Raw genomic sequence first — 15,984 nt, forward strand, 5'->3', positions numbered from 1 at the left:
CTATTGGCAAGACGGTCGGGCCGATTGGCACTAATACTGCATTTTTTCGATGATGCTGTCGCCGATTACAGCCATGGCGGGAGTTTTTTCTTCAGCAATACGACGAGCGACCGCCTGCACCGCCTCCTGCGTTACCGCATCGATGTCACCCAGAATCTCGTCCACCGGGATGATCCTATCAAAAAGCAGGATTTGGCGGGCAAGCTGTTCCATCCGCGACGTGGTCGCCTCCATCCCCATCACGAGCCCGGCCTTGAGCTGTGCACGGGCAACGTTCAGTTCGGTTTCCGGCAGGTCAGTGGCGAGCTTTTCGATCTCGCCGCGAATGACCGGCAACAGTTCTTCCGCCATCTCGGGGCCAGTGCCCGCATAGATACCGAACATGCCGGTATCGGCGTGGCTCGAGGCAAAGGAATAGACCGAATAGACAAGCCCGCGCTTCTCCCGCACTTCCTGAAAGAGCCGGGATGACATGCCGCCGCCGAGTACAGTCGAGTATAGCTGCATCGGATAATAGTCGTCGTCATGGAACGAAGGCCCACCCCAACCAAGGGTCAGGTGGACCTGCTCCAGGTCCCGGACGTCAAGATGTTTGCCGCCGACGAAATGCGCTTTCTGATCGGTGCGCGCCTCTCCCGCCTTCACATGGCCGAAAGCGGCCTCGACAGCCTGCACAAACTCGTCATGATCGATGCTGCCAACGGCAGAGACAACCATGTTGCGCCCCACATAGTGGCGGTCGATATGGCCGATCAGGCTTTCACGCGTGAAGCTGCGGACCGTTTCTTCCGTGCCGAGGATGCTACGCCCCAACGGCTGCGCCTTGAAGCAGGCCTCCTGCAGATAATCGAACACGATATCGTCCGGCGTATCGTTCGCCTGGCCAATTTCCTGAACGATGACTTCCTGCTCGCGGGTCAGCTCCGCCGGGTCCAGCTCGCTATGGAGGAGGATATCCGAAAGAAGATCAAGTGCCAGTGGCAGGTCGTCCCGCATCACGCGGGCATAGAAGGTGGTCTGCTCACGGCTCGTATAGGCGTTCAGGTGGCCACCCACGGCCTCGATCTCGAACGCGATATCGCGCGCACTGCGGCGCTTCGTGCCCTTGAACACCATATGCTCAAGGCAGTGGGTGATACCATTCAGCGCTTCCGCCTCGTGGCGCGCGCCGACATCCACCCAGACACCGACGGCAACCGACTGCAGCGTGCGGCGGGTTTCGCTGACGACACGGATTCCGTTCGGCAGGCGCGTCAGGCGTGCGGTCAAGAGCGACCTCCGGTCCGCATCAGGGCCTTCAGGGCGTCAAGATCATTCGGCAGCGTCTGGTAACGCTCTTCGCGGTCCAGAAGATCGGCAAGGTGCGCCGGCAGCACGGGATCGACGCCAACAGCCGCCTTCACGGCCGCCCCGAACTTGGCCGGATGCGCTGTCGACAGGGTCACGCGCGGTGTGCCGGTTGCGGGCAGGCAAACCTCGGCCGCACGGATACCGACCGCCGTGTGGGGATCGGCAACATAACCGGACGCCTTGTAAACCGCCTGCATCGTTGCGCTCGTTTCCTTGTCGTCAACGCGGGCCGCCGAGAAAAGATCCTTCAGGGCTGCATATTCTGCAGGCGCAAAGCTGAAGGACCGGTTGGCGGCGAACGTATCCATATAGGTGCGCACAGCCGCACCGTCGCGGCCCGCAAGATCAAACATCAGGCGTTCGAAGTTCGAGCTGATCTGGATATCCATCGACGGCGATATCGTCGCATGCACGTCCCCCATGGCATAGGAGCCGGTCTTGAGCGTGCGGGCGAGGATGTCGTTCGCGTTCGTCGCGATCACCAGCCGCTCGATCGGCAGGCCCATGCCACGAGCGATATAGCCTGCGAAAATGTCGCCAAAATTGCCGGTCGGCACGCTGAAGGAAACGGCCCGCTCAGGGGCGCCGAGCGACACGGCAGCGGTGAAATAATAAACGATCTGGGCCATCACGCGTGCCCAGTTGATCGAGTTGACCGCACCAAGCGACACTTCATCGCGGAAGGCATGATCGTTGAAGGCAGCTTTCACAAGCGCCTGACAATCATCGAATGTGCCTTCAACGGCGATATTAACCACATTGGGCGCGAGGATCGTCGTCATCTGGCGGCGCTGCACTTCAGACACACGGCCTTTGGGGTGCAACATGAAGATCGAGACATTCTCGCAGGCCCGCACGGCTTCAATGGCGGCCGATCCGGTATCGCCCGAAGTGGCACCAAGGATGGTCAGGCGCTTGCCCTGCCGCGCTGTGAAATGATCGAAGAAGCGACCGAGAAGCTGCAGCGCGAAATCCTTGAAGGCGAGCGTGGGACCGTGGAACAGCTCGAGGAGCCAGTCGTTCGCACCGATCTGGTTGAGGGGGGCGGTTGCCGCATGGCGGAAAGCATCGCCGTATGTCTCATCCAGCATCGCCATCAGTTCAGCGTCCGTCAGGCTGCCTTCCACGAAGGGGCGGACCACCCGGAACGCCGCTTCCGCATAAGGCAGGCCGCGCAGGGCACGAATCTCGTCGAAGGACATTTTCGGCAGGCTTGCCGGCACATAGAGGCCGCCATCACGGGCGAGGCCGGTCAGCGTGACCTCTTCGAAGGACAGGGTATCGGCAAGGCCGCGGGTCGATACATATTTCATGCCTGGACGCTTCCAACTATCGGCTGTTCAAACGGGGGAGAGTCTTAGGGGCTCAGGCGCGGGAACGCAAGCAATGTCCACTTTTCCTGTGGCTTAGCTTTTCCGTGCCCGGCGCAGGCCATAAGCCACATAAACGCCGACAAGGGTGAGGGCGAGCCCGAACCATGTCATCGCATATTCGAAATGATTGTTGGGGATATCCACCCGCGCCTGCCCGGCTTCCGGCAAGAGGTCCTCCTGCCACGGGTCCGCGATCACCCGGAAATGATAATATTCCTTGGTGCGCAGGCCGAAAACAGCCGCCATCTCGTGTACGTCGGCTGTGTAAAAAATGCGCTTTTCGGGTTCGTTTTCGGGCGACATGAAGCCCGGCACCGCGCTGGTGCGGAAAACGCCACTTAGGGTCATCTCCTGCCCGCGCGGCAGCGGCACATCAAGCTTGTCCATCGGCACCCAGCCGAAATTGACCAGGACAGCCATGCCGAAGCGCGTCTTGACCGGCAGATACAGGTGATAGCCGCCCTTGCCCGCCTGGTTCGTGGCAAACACGGGCAATGGGTCAGCATCGGCGACAGTGCCTTCAAGGCTGACCCGGCGCCAGTCAAGCATGGTCGGATCATCCACATGCACCGGCAGCGGCATCGGATCGGTCGTCAGCCCTACATGGATGCGGTTGAGGATCGCGCGCTTTTCAGGGATGCGCCCGACCTGCCAGCTGCCGAGACCGATAAGGATCGCAAGGGCAACAAGCGTGGCAACCGTGAGCCCGGCGCCCGGACGGAAACGGCGTTCACTGGTCATCGTGCAGACGGCCTTCGTGGGCATCGTGCCGGACCTGCAGGGCAAAAAGGATGCCCTTGAAGACCCTGAGCATCCAGAGCCCGAGGCCGGACACAAACACCGGCCACAGAATGATATGCACCCACGTGGGCGGCGCGATTTTCACTTCCACGATGATCGCCGCAATGGTGACGATGGCACCAAGGATCAGGATCACGAAAACGGCCGGGCCGTCGCCGGGATCGGCGGAGGAAAGGTCACGCCCGCAATCAGCGCAGTGCTCGTTCAGTGCCAGCGAATAGAGGCTCGGGAAAAGCGCACCTTTGCCGCAATAGGGGCAACGGCAGCCAAGGCCTGCCTTAAAAGGCGACACCGGCCCGGGCTTGCCGCCCGGACCGGTGTGCATCATATCGTTTTGACTTTCGTCAGCCATCAGTGCGGCGTGCCGCCATAGACGACATAGACGAAGATAAAGAGGAACAGCCACACCACGTCCACAAAGTGCCAGTACCAGGCAGCTGCCTCGAAGCCGAAGTGATGATCCGGCTTGAAGTGACCGCGGTAGGCGCGGCCAAGGCAGACGGCAAGGAAGATGGTGCCGACAAGCACGTGAAAACCGTGGAAGCCCGTCGCCATGAAGAAGGTGGCGCCATAGATGTTGCCCGAGAATGCGAAGGCCGCATGGGCATATTCATAGACCTGCACGCAGCTGAAAAGCGCGCCGAGGAGAACGGTGCACCACAGGCCTTTTTTCAGGCCTTCACGGTCGCCGTGCAGGATCGCATGGTGCGCCCATGTCACGGTCGTGCCCGAGAGCAGCAGGATCAGGGTGTTCATGAACGGCAGGTGCCACGGGTCGAAGGTCTCGACGCCGGCCGGCGGCCATGCCGCATCGGTGCTGATCACGTCCCAGAAGGTGCCCATGTCAGAGATATGGTGCAGCGGGTACATGGCCGCGCCGAAGAAGGCCCAGAACCATGCCACGAAGAACATCACTTCCGAGGCGATGAAAAGGATCATGCCGTAGCGCAGGCCGATGCGGACCACGGGCTTGTGGTCGCCGCGTTCGGCTTCCTTCACCACGTCTTTCCACCAGGCGAACATGCTGTAGATCGTGCCAAGGAGGCCCGCACCAAAGAACCAGTGGCCGAACGACGCGCCCTGCGCACCAAAAAGGGTGGCTTCCGGCTTCATGCTGAAGACGGCACCAACCATCATGAACAGAACAGCCAACGAGGCCACAGCCGGCCACGGGCTGGGGTCTACCAGATGGTAGTCGTGATGAACATCGCCCGCCATAAAGTCTCTCCTTGAATAGCACCGGCCGGGGCCGGCTTTTCCATACCCTATACTGACCTCAACGCCCGCTGGCTACTTCCTTTTCGTCCTTGACGAAAAAGGTGTAGGACAGGGTCACTTCGGTCACTTCTTCCACACTTCGATCCTCGACCATTGCGGGATCGATGAAATAAACAACGGGCATCATCACCCGTTCGCCCGGCTGCAAGGTCTGCTCGGTGAAGCAGAAGCAGTCGATCTTGGCGAAATAGCCGCCAACCTTCAAAGGCGCCACATTATAGGTCGCCGTACCGGTGATCGCCCGGTCTGTCGGGTTGTAGGCTTCGTAATAGGCCAGCGCCTGCTCGCCCAGACGCACGGTCTGGTCATGCTGCGCGGGTTTGAACTGCCACGGCATGTCGCCGTTGAGGCTGGCGTTGAAGCGCACGCGCATGGTGCGGTCCAGCACTTCGCCGGTCACGCCTTCAGCGCGCGAGGTGGTGCCGCCATAACCGGTCACCTGGCAGAAAAGCTTGTAAAGCGGCACGGCGGCATAGGATGCGCCGACCATGCCGAGCGCCACAACACCGACAATTATACCGACCCGGTTGTTACGGCTGATCGATTTGTCAACAGGTGTAGTCACGGGCTCAGAACCTCGATCTTGAAGAAGCTGACAACGCCGATGAAGATGACGAGAGCCGCGAGTGCAAGGCCAACGGCGCGGTTACGCTTCTTCATGCGGGCGTGCATTTCCGAATAGTCGTCCATCAGGCAAACATCCTCGATACGATCTTCTCGCCGGCCAAGACCGCGAAAATGGTGAAGAGATACAGGATCGAGAAGGCGAAAAGCTTGCGGTCCGCCTTTTCGATCTTGCGCCAGACCTGCACGGCAAGCGCCACAAGCACCAGGCCGAGGAGGATCGAAACGGCGCCATAAACAGCACCGGCAAAGCCCATGCCCCACGGCACCACGGCAATCCCGGCTGTCAGCACGGCATAAAGAAGGATCTGGCGGCGGGTTTCGTCCTCGCCGGCCACCAGCGGCAGCATCGGCACGCCGACGCGCGCATAGTCCTTCGAAATGAACAGCGACAGCGCCCAGAAGTGTGCGGGCGTCCACAGGAAAATGATCCCGAACAGCACGAGCGATTCGAGGCTGACCGTATCTGTCGCCGCCGCCCAGCCGATCACCGGCGGGAAGGCGCCGGCAGCCCCGCCGATCACTATATTCTGCGGCGTGCGGCGCTTCAGCCACATCGTGTAAACGACGACATAGAAGAAGATGGTCAGCGCCAGCAGCACGGCAGACGTGATGTTGACGGCAAGGCCAAGCAGCACCACGGACGCCACCGATAGCACCATGCCGAAGCCAAGCGCGGTTTCAGGCCCCATGCGGCCGGCCGGGATCGGGCGGCCTGCAGTGCGGTCCATGATCGCGTCGATATCGGCGTCGTACCACATATTGAGCGCACCCGAGGCACCGGCCCCGATGGCGATCAGGAGGATCGCCGTGGCGGCCAACACAGGGTTCATGGTGCCGGGTGCCGCAATCAGGCCGACAAAGGCCGTGAAAATGACAAGCGACATCACCCGCGGCTTCAGAAGCGCGAAGAAATCATGCGCTTCGGCCTCCCGCGCGCCGGTTTCACCGGTTGCGGAAGGCCGATCGGCTTGTTTCAAGGCTGTCGTACTCTCAGCCAATTGCAGTTCCTTCAAACGAACCGTGCAGTCTTACTTGATATGCGGCAGTTCGTTGAACTGGTGGAACGGCGGCGGCGACGAGAGGGTCCACTCAAGCGTCGTGGCACCTTCGCCCCACTGGTTGTCCGCAACGGTCTTCTTCGTGAAGAACAGCGTCTTGGCCATCACCACGATGAACAGGAGCACGCCGACAGCGGTGATTTCATAACCGATGGACGAGATCTTGTTATAGTAGGCGAAGGCATCCGGATAGTCGACATAGCGACGCGGCATGCCCTGCAGGCCAAGGAAGTGCTGCGGGAAGAAGATGGTGTTCACGCCGATGAAGGTGATCCAGAACTGCAGCTTCGAAAGGAACTGCGGATACTGTTTACCCGACATCTTGCCAATCCAGTAATACATGCCGGCGAAGATGCCGAACACGGCACCAAGCGACAGTACATAGTGGAAGTGCGCTACCACATAATAGGTATCGTGCAGCACGATATCAGCGCCGGCGTTCGACAGGACAACACCCGTCACACCGCCAACGGTGAAGAGAAGGATGAAGGCGATGGCATACAGCATCGGCACTTCAAACTTGATCGAGCCGCCCCACATGGTGGCGATCCACGAGAAGATCTTCACGCCGGTCGGCACCGCGATCACCATCGTTGCTGCAACGAAGTAGGCCTTGGTGTCGACATCAAGGCCAACGGTGTACATGTGGTGCGCCCACACGACGAAACCGATGAAGCCGATGGCAGCCATGGCGTAGGCCATCCCGAGGTAACCGAAGATCGGCTTTTTCGAGAAGGTCGACACGATGTGGCTGACGATGCCGAAGGCCGGCAGGATCATGATGTAAACTTCAGGGTGACCGAAGAACCAGAACAGGTGCTGGTACAGGATCGGGTCGCCGCCACCAGCCGGATTGTAGAAGGTGGTGCCAAAGTTACGGTCGGTCAGCAGCATGGTGATGGCACCGGCGAGAACCGGCAGCGACAGCACCAGGAGGAATGCGGTGATCAGGATCGACCAGGCGAAAAGCGGCATCTTGTGGATGGTCATGCCCGGCGCGCGCATGTTGAAGATGGTGGTGATATAGTTGATCGCCCCCATGATCGACGAGGCGCCAGCCACGTGCAGCGAGAAGATTGCCAGATCCATCGACGGCCCGGGGTGGCCGATGGTGGAAAGCGGTGCATAAGCCGTCCAGCCGCCACCGAAGCCGTTCATGCCGGCCGCACCCTCAACCATGGTCGAGAGCAGCAGCAGGATGAATGCCGGGGGCATCAGCCAGAAGGATACGTTGTTCATACGCGGGAACGCCATGTCCGGCGCGCCGATCATCAGCGGCACGAAATAGTTGCCGAAGCCACCGATCAGCGCCGGCATCACCATGAAGAACACCATGATAAGGCCGTGGCCGGTGGTCAGCACGTTGAACATGTGCCGGGCATGATCCTCGGTGATGCCGAGGAACGAGGGCAGGAACTGGACGCCGGGTTCGGCGAGCTCCATCCGCATCAGGCCAGACATGCCGAAACCGATCATGCCAGCGATGAAGGCGAACCACAGATACATCACGCCGATGTCCTTGTGGTTGGTGGAATATACCCACCGACGCCAACCAGTCGGGTTTCCGTGAGCAGCCATTGCTCTATCCTTTCCTGATCACTCAGCGACCGAGTGCGGTGGTGCCTGCGTCGGCATATTCAGCCTTGGCATGCTCCACCCACTTGGCGAAATCTTCTTTGGTCATAACCTCGACCACGATCGGCATGAACGCATGGTCCTTGCCGCACAGCTCCGAGCACTGACCGTAGTAGGTGCCGGGCTTGTCAGCTTCGAACCAGGTTTCGTTCAGACGGCCCGGAACGGCGTCAAGCTTCACGCCGAAGGCCGGAACGGTCCAGGCGTGGATCACGTCGGAAGCGGTGAGCTGCACTTTCACCTTGGTGTTTGCCGGCACCACGAGGCGGGTATCGGCATCCAGAAGGCGGGCATTGAGCTTTGCAGGCTTGCCGAGGAAGCCCGTGAGGGCCGCTTCATATTCGGCGCGCTCGCTTGCGTTCACGAAGGCGCTGTCCGGCACGACAACCGAGGTGAACTCGATACCGTCATGGTCCGGGTAGCTGTAAGTCCAGTTCCACTGGTTGCCGGTCACACGGACGGCAAACTCGGTTTCCGGAACCACGTCCTGATAATAAAGCAGCGGCAGCGAGGTGAAGCCGATCACCACAAGGATCAGGATCGGAACCACGGTCCACACGAACTCGATGATCGTGTTGTGACTGGTTTTCGAAGGAACCGGGTTGGCCTTGGCGCGGTACCGGAACATCACCCAGAACATCAGCACGAAAACAAAGATGGTGATGACGGTGATGATCCACATCAGCATGATGTGGAAGTCGTCGATCCGCTGGGCCTGCTCGTTGGCCGCCGGGACGAGCCAGTGGCCGCCATCGACGGGCATATGCTCTGCGGCATCGGCGAGCGCCGTGGCTGCGAAGCCGAACGCTGCTGCAACAGCAGCCACGATTCCGGCGAATAGCCTTTTGACGATCATAGTAAGCTTTCCTCTTTTTCCACCCAATGGGACGGGTTTCCGCCGTTACCGAAGCGTTTTTCCGGCTAAGCGAAATGGCCTGCGCGGCACCAAGACCGGTGCCGATGACAGACCTGAATGCGGCGACGTTATACCAGACGATTACGCACGCTCAAGCCTCATCAAGGGCTTGCTGCCATTTTTCTGCCGCAGGGCTTAAAATTCGGCAGCGCTTCTGGCATAGACCCCGAGCCCACCCCATTATAAGGTGATAGAAACCGGCTTGTCGCGTGCCAAAGCATCCGCGTCTGCCCAGTAACCGGAGACCCTTCATGGCCGACACCGCCCCTGCCCTCGATTTCTTCTTCGCCGAAAACGGCCTCGACGAGGCCCGTACCCTGCAGCTTGTGGACGATGCACTGCACGGCATGGACGACGGTGAACTGTTTTTCGAGGCAACACAGGCCGAGTCCTTTTCTTTCGATGACGGCCGCCTGAAGGCCGCGAGCTTCGACAGCGCGCAGGGATTCGGCCTCCGTTCCGTACTCGGCGAGTCGACCGGTTATGCCCATTCCACCGATATGAGCGAAGAAGCCATCCGTCGCGCCGCCGAAACCGTGCGCGCGATCCAGACCGGGACAAGCGGATCCATGGCAATTGCCCCCGCACGCTCGAACAAGCGGCTTTACGGCGATCATAACCCGCTTCTCGGCATCGACTTCACCAAGAAAGTCAAACTTCTGGAGGAAATCGACGCCTTTGCCCGCGCCACCGATCCGCGCGTAAAGCAGGTCTCTGCCGCCCTTGTCGGCAGCTGGCAGCAGGTGGAGATCATCCGGGCAGGCGGCCACCGGGTGCGCGATATCCGCCCGCTCGTGCGGCTCAATGTCTCGGTGATGCTGGCGGAAGGCGACCGGCAGGAAACCGGCTACGACGGCGCCGGAGGCCGCCGCGACTACGATTTCCTGTTCGACGAGAACCAGTGGCAGGCGCAGGTGCATGAAGCGATCCGGCAGGCCAGCGTCAATCTTGAAAGCGTCGACGCCCCGGCAGGCGAGATGACCGTCGTGCTCGGCCCCGGCTGGCCGGGTGTGCTGCTCCATGAAGCCGTTGGCCACGGGCTTGAGGGCGACTTCAACCGGAAAAAGACTTCGGCCTTCGCCGGCCTATTGGGCGAACATGTCGCCGCCAAGGGGGTCACCGTGGTGGATGACGGCACCATCGAGGCGCGCCGGGGCTCGCTATCCGTCGATGACGAGGGCACGCCCACGGAACGCACGGTCTTGATCGAGGACGGCATCCTGAAAGGCTATATGCAGGACCGGCTGAACGCCCGCCTGATGGGCATGAAGCCCACCGGCAACGGCCGCCGTCAGGGCTTCTCGCACAGCCCCATGCCGCGCATGACCAACACTTTCATGCTGGCCGGCAGCCATGACCCGGCCGAGATTGTGGCAAGTGTGAAAGACGGCCTCTATGCCGTCAATTTCGGCGGCGGTCAGGTGGATATCACGAGCGGCAAGTTCGTCTTCTCCTGCACGGAAGCCTACCGCGTGCGGAACGGCAAGGTGATGGAACCGGTGAAGGGCGCCACGCTCATCGGTAACGGCCCCGATGTGCTGAAGCGCGTGTCGATGATCGGCAACGACCTGAAGCTCGACAACGGCGTCGGCATCTGTGGCAAAGCGGGGCAAAGCGTGCCTGCGGGCGTCGGCCAGCCGACCCTGCGCATCGACGGGCTTACCGTCGGCGGCACGGCTGCGGCCTGAACGGAGAAGTCACCCCACCATGCTCTCCTACCAGCACAGCTATCACGCCGGGAATCTGCCCGACATCCACAAACACGGCGTCCTTGCAATCTTCCTTGCTGCCATGGCAGCGAAGCCCAAACCCATGACCGTAGTGGAAACCCACGCCGGGCGCGGGCTTTATGACCTCGGCGGCATGGAAGCCCAGAAAACGGGCGAGGCAAGCGAAGGGATTGTGCCGCTTCTGAAGAAGAAGCTGCTCCCCGCCGATCATCCGTTCCTTACCGCCGTTGCCGCCACCCGCAAGCTGCATGGGGCAAACGCCTACCCTGGCTCGCCGCTTATCGCCCAGCATCTGCTGCGCGAGGGGGATATCCTGCACCTTATGGAGCTGCACCCGCAGGAGCATGCGGCGCTCCGCGAAACCGCCCGCGCACCCGGCGTGAATATCCACCGCCGGGACGGGTATGAAGGCGTTCTTTCCATCTCGCCCCCCACCCCGCGCCGCGGCCTTGTGCTCATCGACCCGAGCTACGAGATCAAAAGCGAATATATGGAAGCGGCCTCCTTCATCAAGGAACTGCATGCCAAATGGCCGGAAGCAACGATCCTGCTGTGGTATCCGATCCTGCAGGCTGGCCTCCATACCCTGATGCTGGACGCACTCGAGGGCACCGACCTGCCCGGCGTGTGGCATGATCAGGTGATGTTCAGCGACACGAACCTCCGCATGCTTGGCTCCGGCCTGTTTGCCGTGAACCGGCCTTACGGCGTGGACGAGGCACTTGCCGAGATTTCGGGCGCTGTTTCGAAACTGGCGGGCAACCGATGATCCGCACGCTTGGCGTTACGCTGTGCCTGCTGGCCGGCTTTGCGGTCCGTGCAGCCGACGCACCGCCGGTCGCAGTGCCTTATTACGACTATCCGCCGAAAATGGTGATCCTGAACGGCGAGCCCACAGGCACGTATGTCGAATCCTGGAAAGCAATTGCTGCCAAGGCCGGGGTGCGGCTGCAATGGATGCCGTCGTCGATCGCCGAAGAAACCGCGATGCTCGACCAAGGGCAGCGGCCGATGTGCAACACCGGGCGGCTCGTGACGGAAGAGCGCCGCAAGAGCTGGGTTTTCCTGCCCTATGTCTATGACTGGCTGGCCGAGGATGTGATCGTCACAACCCCTGCCCTCAAGGCGCGCATTGCCACATATCCGCACCTCAAGGATCTGCTGACTGACGCGAGCCTCCACCCGACCTTCGTCGGCGGGCTCGCCATCGGCGAAGGCTTTGAGGGGGCCAACACCAAACGGTCGCACTGGCGCGATCTTGATGTGAAATCAGAGGCACAGGCGGTGCGCATGGTCGGGGCTGGCCGCGCCGACTATACTTTGTCGAACAGGGACCAGTTGGCCGAGGCGATCCGGCATGACCCGGCACTCGGCCAACTGGTCACGTTGCGGTTGCCCGGCATGTATCCGCGCACGCCGGTTTCCATCGCCTGCACACGCGGCACGCCGCCCGCACTGATTGAAGCGCTTGGCAAAGCGATGCAGGACTTGGGGTACGAGCCAGCTCCCTGAGGGGCGGGCCAGCGCTGAAGGGGGCAGCATGGCAGCAGGCAAGGCATTGAACGAAGCAAGCACGGACACGCGGCGGCCGGTCAGCAACCTTGCCTATATCCTTGCCTGCATCCTGATCTGCAACCTGCCCTTCATCGGCTTCTATATCATCGGCAGCGCCCCGCGCCTGCGCTTCATCCTTGCCTATACCGTCCTCGCGATCCTTATCAGCGTGCGGCCGCGTTTCCTGTATCTCCTCGCCTTCTGGGCCTTGCTCGTTTACGACCTGCTGACAACCGCAGCGGGGGTCTTTTACTTCTCTGTCGAGGAAATTGCGGCGGCGACAAAATTCCTGCCGATGCTGAGCCCATCCGAAGGTTTTGCCTTCTATCTGCCGTTCGTGGCCATTCTGGTGTGCGGCACGCTCGCCACCATCGGCGCGCTGCGCTTCCGGCCCGTCAGTCCTGCCCGGATGATCCTGCCATTCTTTGCCATCACCCTTGCCCTTGGCGCTGCCGAGCATCTGAATGTCGCGCTCAGCGGCTATCATCTCGGCAAGGCCATGGGGCAGGACAAACCGTTCGAATCCGCCGCGCTGGCCTCAGGTTTCGAAACCCGCGTTCAGGCGCTGCCGGAAGGTGGCAAGGCTTTGCTCGTGATCGTGGAAAGCTACGGCCTGTATCTTGATCCCGCCATCAGGGCGCAGATTGCGGCCCCGCTTCATGCTGCCGCCTTGCAGAAACGCTATGAAATCCGCGAAGGCACGACACCGTTCCTCGGCCACACGACAGACGCTGAAATGCGGGAGCTTTGCAGCACATGGGCCGGATACCGGGACATCGGCGCACCCGACAGCCTGCCCATCGGCCCCTGCCTGCCGCAACGGCTCGCGGATAAAGAGATTGAAACTGTCGCCATTCACGGCTTCTGGAGCGCGATGTTCAACCGGGCCGACTGGTTCCCGAAGATCGGCATCGGGCGCAGCATTTTCTATGAACAGATGAAAGGGCAAGGACTTGAGGAATGCCGGGGCGTCTTCATCGGCCCCTGCGACCCCGCCGTGCTGGACACAAGCGTCGTGGCAGCGTTGAAAAGCGGCGGCCGGAAGCTCGTCTACTTCCTGACGCTCACGAGCCACCTGCCCTTTGTTGCGACCGATCGGTACGATACACCTTTCCCGTGCGGCACGGACGCTTCGCCGATCACCGATTTTCAGGCCTGCAAGCAGGCGAATTACCTGCACAGCTTCTTCATCCATCTGGCCGGCACGCTGGCGCGCGAAGACCTGCAGATTGACCACATCCTGCTGGTGGGCGATCATGTCCCCCCGTTCCTGAAACGGGATGCAAGGGCGCTCTTCGATCCCGGCACGGTACCATGGCTTGCCTACGACAGGCGCACAGCAAGCGATATGAACTGACTGATTTTAATCGATTATAAAGCGCTTCTTAACGGTCACATGGCACGCTGGGCACCGGTTGACAGCATTGGGGGACGCACATTTATGGCTCGGACTGCGGCAGCGGACACAAAATTGAACGAACAGGCGACGGCGAGCGACAGCCGCCGCCCTGTCGGCAATTTTATCTATATCCTTGCGTGTCTGGTGATCTGCAACCTGCCGTTCGTCGGCTTTTACATCATCGGCACTGATTCCCGAATGAATTACATCGCACTGTATACGGTGCTTGGAATCCTTGCGGCGCGGCGAATCAATCCTTGGCTGGTCGCCACTCTTTGGAGCGCACTGGTGCTTGATCTGCTTTCGACCGGAGCGCGTGTCTTCTCCTTCACGCTACTGGAACTGGCCGGGGCTCTCAAATTCCTGCCCATGCTCGCCCCGTCGGAAGGCATAGCCTTCTATCTGCCTTTCCTTGCCATCATCCTGTCAGGTGTTCTGCTAACATTTGCGGCCTATCGCTACCGGCCCTTGAATCCGGACAGGCTTGCCGTGCCTTTCACCATGATTACTTTCACGCTAGCCGGCGGCGAATATTTTTCGCTTCAGTCAATCCATTATGACCTCGGCAAGACGCTAGGCCCATCGGAAGAGTTTCAGTCAGCCTCCCTTGACACGGGTTTCGAGCAACGGGCCATCACACTGCCGGACAATGGCAAAGTTCTTATGGTGATGGTTGAAAGCTATGGTGAATACAAGGATGTCGCCATCAGGGATATTGTCAGCGCCCCGCTCTTCAGCGAGACCATCAGCAGCCGTTTCAATATCCAGACCGGTTCGACCACCTTCCTTGGCCATACTACCGACGCCGAAATGCGCGAGCTTTGCGGCACTTGGGAAAAATATAGTGACCTTGAAGATGTAGAACGTCCGTCCTTTGGCACCTGCATGCCACACCGGTTGTTGGAAGCCGGTGTGGAAACGGTGGCCATTCACAACTTCCGCGGTCGCATGTTCGACCGCCGCGACTGGTATCCGAAGATCGGCATCACCCGCGCCAGCTTTTACGAAAACATGTACAAACTTGGCATGGCAGAATGCCGGGGCGTCTTCCTTGGCCCCTGTGACCCTGATGTCCTCGACAAAGTCGTAGCACCGGAACTCACCAGCGATGGCAAACGGTTCGTCTATTTCCTGACCCTGACTGGCCACCTGCCCTTCGTGGCAACAGAGGCGGATACGCCATTTGCCTGTGGTGCAAAAGGCGCCGCCATCAGCGACTACCAAGCCTGTCAGCAAGCCAATTACATCCATCATTTCCTAGACCGTCTTGCCGAAACAGTCGCCAGAGCTGACGAGGATCTGACCACAATACTGATCGTGGGCGACCATGAGCCACCCTTCATGAAACGCGATGCCAAACAGCTCTTCAACCCGAAGATCGTGCCTTGGTTCTATCTGACTCGCAAAGGCCCCGACGTAGCACAAGGGGCGCCCGAAACACCATCGGAGACGGGTGCAGGGCGATGAAAGCTTGTACAAGCCTCCTGTCGATAGTGTTCCTGAGTGTCCATGCGCTGGCCGCGGGAGACAAACCCGCTATCAATGTGACCTATTATGACTATCCACCAACCATGAAGATCGTGGATGGCCGCCCGGCCGGCCCCTATGTAGATCAGATCGTCAAAGTTGCCGAAACCGCCGGCCTTTCGATCCACTGGCTGCTGACCACGATCAATGCCGAAACCAAGATGCTGGACCAGGGCGTGCGGCAAATCTGCACCACCGGGCGCCTGCATAATGATGAGCGCGCAGCGCGCTGGCTTTATGTGCCTTATGAATGGGATTGGCTGCCGGGCGACATTATCGTGTCCCGGCCTGAAAAGGCTGCAGTCGTGGCCGAACACCCGCATATCCTTGATCTCCTGCATGACCGCAGCCTACACCCGATGATGGTCGGCGGCAGCACCTTCGGCAACGAGGTCGACAAGGCGATCAAGTACCGTGACCATTGGGTCGCCAATGATGCTGGGTCCGAAATCCAGGTGATCAAGCTTATCGCCGCCGGCCGCGCCGATTATACGATCATCGCCTTCGACCAGTGGGAGGAAGCGCTGGCCGCGGACCAGAGCCTTTCATTCCTTTCCGCCCTGAAGATTGATGGCGTCCTGCCCCCGGCCCCCATCTATCTCACCTGCAGCAAGGCGACCGACCCGCAGGTGATCGTCAAGCTGGGCGAGGCTATGGGCAAGCTCGGCTACAAATACCGGCCGGAAATCGACCGCTAAAAGAAAAAGGCCGGCAACCGTGCGGTCACCGGCCTTTT

General features: G+C 60.4%; 16 protein-coding genes. 6 read left to right on the plus strand and 10 right to left on the minus strand.

Annotated elements, in window-relative coordinates:
- Positions 1-30: 30 nt before the first annotated feature.
- The 10 genes from OU694_RS15450 to coxB all read right to left on the minus strand — a co-directional run bounded on the left by OU694_RS15450 (position 31) and on the right by coxB (position 8,978).
- On the minus strand, positions 31-1,269 hold the full coding sequence (locus OU694_RS15450) for a M16 family metallopeptidase (RefSeq protein WP_308911915.1): 1,239 nt from the start codon (positions 1,267-1,269) through the stop codon (positions 31-33).
- Positions 1,266-2,663 carry a threonine synthase gene (gene thrC, locus OU694_RS15455; RefSeq protein WP_308911916.1) on the minus strand — a complete coding sequence of 466 codons (1,398 nt, stop codon included), beginning with the start codon at positions 2,661-2,663 and terminating at the stop codon, positions 1,266-1,268. Before thrC ends, OU694_RS15450 begins: the two co-directional genes overlap by 4 nt.
- A 93-nt stretch (positions 2,664-2,756) precedes the next feature.
- Entirely contained in the window at positions 2,757-3,464 is a 708-nt protein-coding gene (locus OU694_RS15460; protein ID WP_308911917.1) for an SURF1 family protein, read from the minus strand.
- A complete protein-coding gene (locus OU694_RS15465) occupies positions 3,454-3,876 on the minus strand; it encodes a DUF983 domain-containing protein (protein ID WP_308911918.1) in 423 nt (140 codons plus the stop codon). Before OU694_RS15465 ends, OU694_RS15460 begins: the two co-directional genes overlap by 11 nt.
- Positions 3,876-4,742, minus strand: coding sequence for a cytochrome c oxidase subunit 3 (locus OU694_RS15470; RefSeq protein WP_308911919.1), 867 nt, complete (start codon positions 4,740-4,742; stop codon positions 3,876-3,878). Before OU694_RS15470 ends, OU694_RS15465 begins: the two co-directional genes overlap by 1 nt.
- A 58-nt stretch (positions 4,743-4,800) precedes the next feature.
- Complete coding sequence (locus OU694_RS15475; protein ID WP_308911920.1) at positions 4,801-5,367, minus strand: cytochrome c oxidase assembly protein; 567 nt, start codon at positions 5,365-5,367, stop codon at positions 4,801-4,803.
- Positions 5,364-5,492: a cytochrome c oxidase system small membrane protein gene (locus OU694_RS15480; protein WP_289503164.1), complete on the minus strand. Its 129-nt coding sequence runs from the start codon at positions 5,490-5,492 to the stop codon at positions 5,364-5,366. The genes OU694_RS15475 and OU694_RS15480 overlap by 4 nt, the downstream gene beginning before the upstream one ends.
- Positions 5,492-6,433 (minus strand): heme o synthase, encoded by a 942-nt coding sequence (locus OU694_RS15485; protein WP_373460453.1) that lies wholly within the window; start codon positions 6,431-6,433, stop codon positions 5,492-5,494. The genes OU694_RS15480 and OU694_RS15485 overlap by 1 nt, the downstream gene beginning before the upstream one ends.
- 24 nt (positions 6,434-6,457) lie before the next feature.
- Complete coding sequence (gene ctaD / locus OU694_RS15490; RefSeq protein WP_308911922.1) at positions 6,458-8,065, minus strand: cytochrome c oxidase subunit I; 1,608 nt, start codon at positions 8,063-8,065, stop codon at positions 6,458-6,460.
- 22 nt (positions 8,066-8,087) lie between these two features.
- Positions 8,088-8,978, minus strand: a complete 891-nt coding sequence (coxB, locus tag OU694_RS15495; protein WP_308911923.1) for a cytochrome c oxidase subunit II — start codon at positions 8,976-8,978, stop codon at positions 8,088-8,090.
- A gap of 311 nt (positions 8,979-9,289) precedes the next feature.
- On the opposite strand from coxB, the gene tldD reads away from it, so the two are divergent.
- From tldD to OU694_RS15525, 6 genes are all read left to right on the plus strand, one after another.
- Positions 9,290-10,726: a metalloprotease TldD gene (gene tldD, locus OU694_RS15500; protein WP_308911924.1), complete on the plus strand. Its 1,437-nt coding sequence runs from the start codon at positions 9,290-9,292 to the stop codon at positions 10,724-10,726.
- Positions 10,727-10,745: 19 nt separating this feature from the next.
- On the plus strand, positions 10,746-11,537 hold the full coding sequence (locus tag OU694_RS15505) for a 23S rRNA (adenine(2030)-N(6))-methyltransferase RlmJ (protein WP_308911925.1): 792 nt from the start codon (positions 10,746-10,748) through the stop codon (positions 11,535-11,537).
- Entirely contained in the window at positions 11,534-12,280 is a 747-nt protein-coding gene (locus OU694_RS15510) for a substrate-binding periplasmic protein (protein ID WP_308911926.1), read from the plus strand. Before OU694_RS15505 ends, OU694_RS15510 begins: the two co-directional genes overlap by 4 nt.
- Positions 12,281-12,308: 28 nt before the next feature.
- Positions 12,309-13,679 (plus strand): LTA synthase family protein, encoded by a 1,371-nt coding sequence (locus tag OU694_RS15515; protein ID WP_308911927.1) that lies wholly within the window; start codon positions 12,309-12,311, stop codon positions 13,677-13,679.
- Between the two features lie 114 nt (positions 13,680-13,793).
- Complete coding sequence (locus OU694_RS15520; protein WP_308911928.1) at positions 13,794-15,188, plus strand: sulfatase-like hydrolase/transferase; 1,395 nt, start codon at positions 13,794-13,796, stop codon at positions 15,186-15,188.
- The gene (locus tag OU694_RS15525; RefSeq protein ID WP_308911929.1) at positions 15,185-15,946 is read left to right on the plus strand and encodes a transporter substrate-binding domain-containing protein; all 762 of its coding nucleotides are present in this window, start codon (positions 15,185-15,187) and stop codon (positions 15,944-15,946) included. Before OU694_RS15520 ends, OU694_RS15525 begins: the two co-directional genes overlap by 4 nt.
- The last annotated feature ends 38 nt before the right edge of the window (positions 15,947-15,984 follow it).

It is taken from the genome of Pseudokordiimonas caeni (assembly GCF_026719705.1).
GTDB lineage: Bacteria > Pseudomonadota > Alphaproteobacteria > Sphingomonadales > Kordiimonadaceae > Gimibacter > Gimibacter caeni.

Coding starts and splice junctions, on each gene's coding strand:
- thrC (WP_308911916.1), bottom strand. CDS start 2,663: ATGAAATATGTATCGACCCGCGGCCTTGCCGATACCCTGTCCTTCGAA.
- OU694_RS15460 (WP_308911917.1), bottom strand. CDS start 3,464: ATGACCAGTGAACGCCGTTTCCGTCCGGGCGCCGGGCTCACGGTTGCC.
- OU694_RS15465 (WP_308911918.1), bottom strand. CDS start 3,876: ATGGCTGACGAAAGTCAAAACGATATGATGCACACCGGTCCGGGCGGC.
- OU694_RS15470 (WP_308911919.1), bottom strand. CDS start 4,742: ATGGCGGGCGATGTTCATCACGACTACCATCTGGTAGACCCCAGCCCG.
- OU694_RS15480 (WP_289503164.1), bottom strand. CDS start 5,492: ATGGACGACTATTCGGAAATGCACGCCCGCATGAAGAAGCGTAACCGC.
- ctaD (WP_308911922.1), bottom strand. CDS start 8,065: ATGGCTGCTCACGGAAACCCGACTGGTTGGCGTCGGTGGGTATATTCC.
- coxB (WP_308911923.1), bottom strand. CDS start 8,978: ATGATCGTCAAAAGGCTATTCGCCGGAATCGTGGCTGCTGTTGCAGCA.
- tldD (WP_308911924.1), top strand. CDS start 9,290: ATGGCCGACACCGCCCCTGCCCTCGATTTCTTCTTCGCCGAAAACGGC.
- OU694_RS15505 (WP_308911925.1), top strand. CDS start 10,746: ATGCTCTCCTACCAGCACAGCTATCACGCCGGGAATCTGCCCGACATC.
- OU694_RS15510 (WP_308911926.1), top strand. CDS start 11,534: ATGATCCGCACGCTTGGCGTTACGCTGTGCCTGCTGGCCGGCTTTGCG.
- OU694_RS15515 (WP_308911927.1), top strand. CDS start 12,309: ATGGCAGCAGGCAAGGCATTGAACGAAGCAAGCACGGACACGCGGCGG.
- OU694_RS15525 (WP_308911929.1), top strand. CDS start 15,185: ATGAAAGCTTGTACAAGCCTCCTGTCGATAGTGTTCCTGAGTGTCCAT.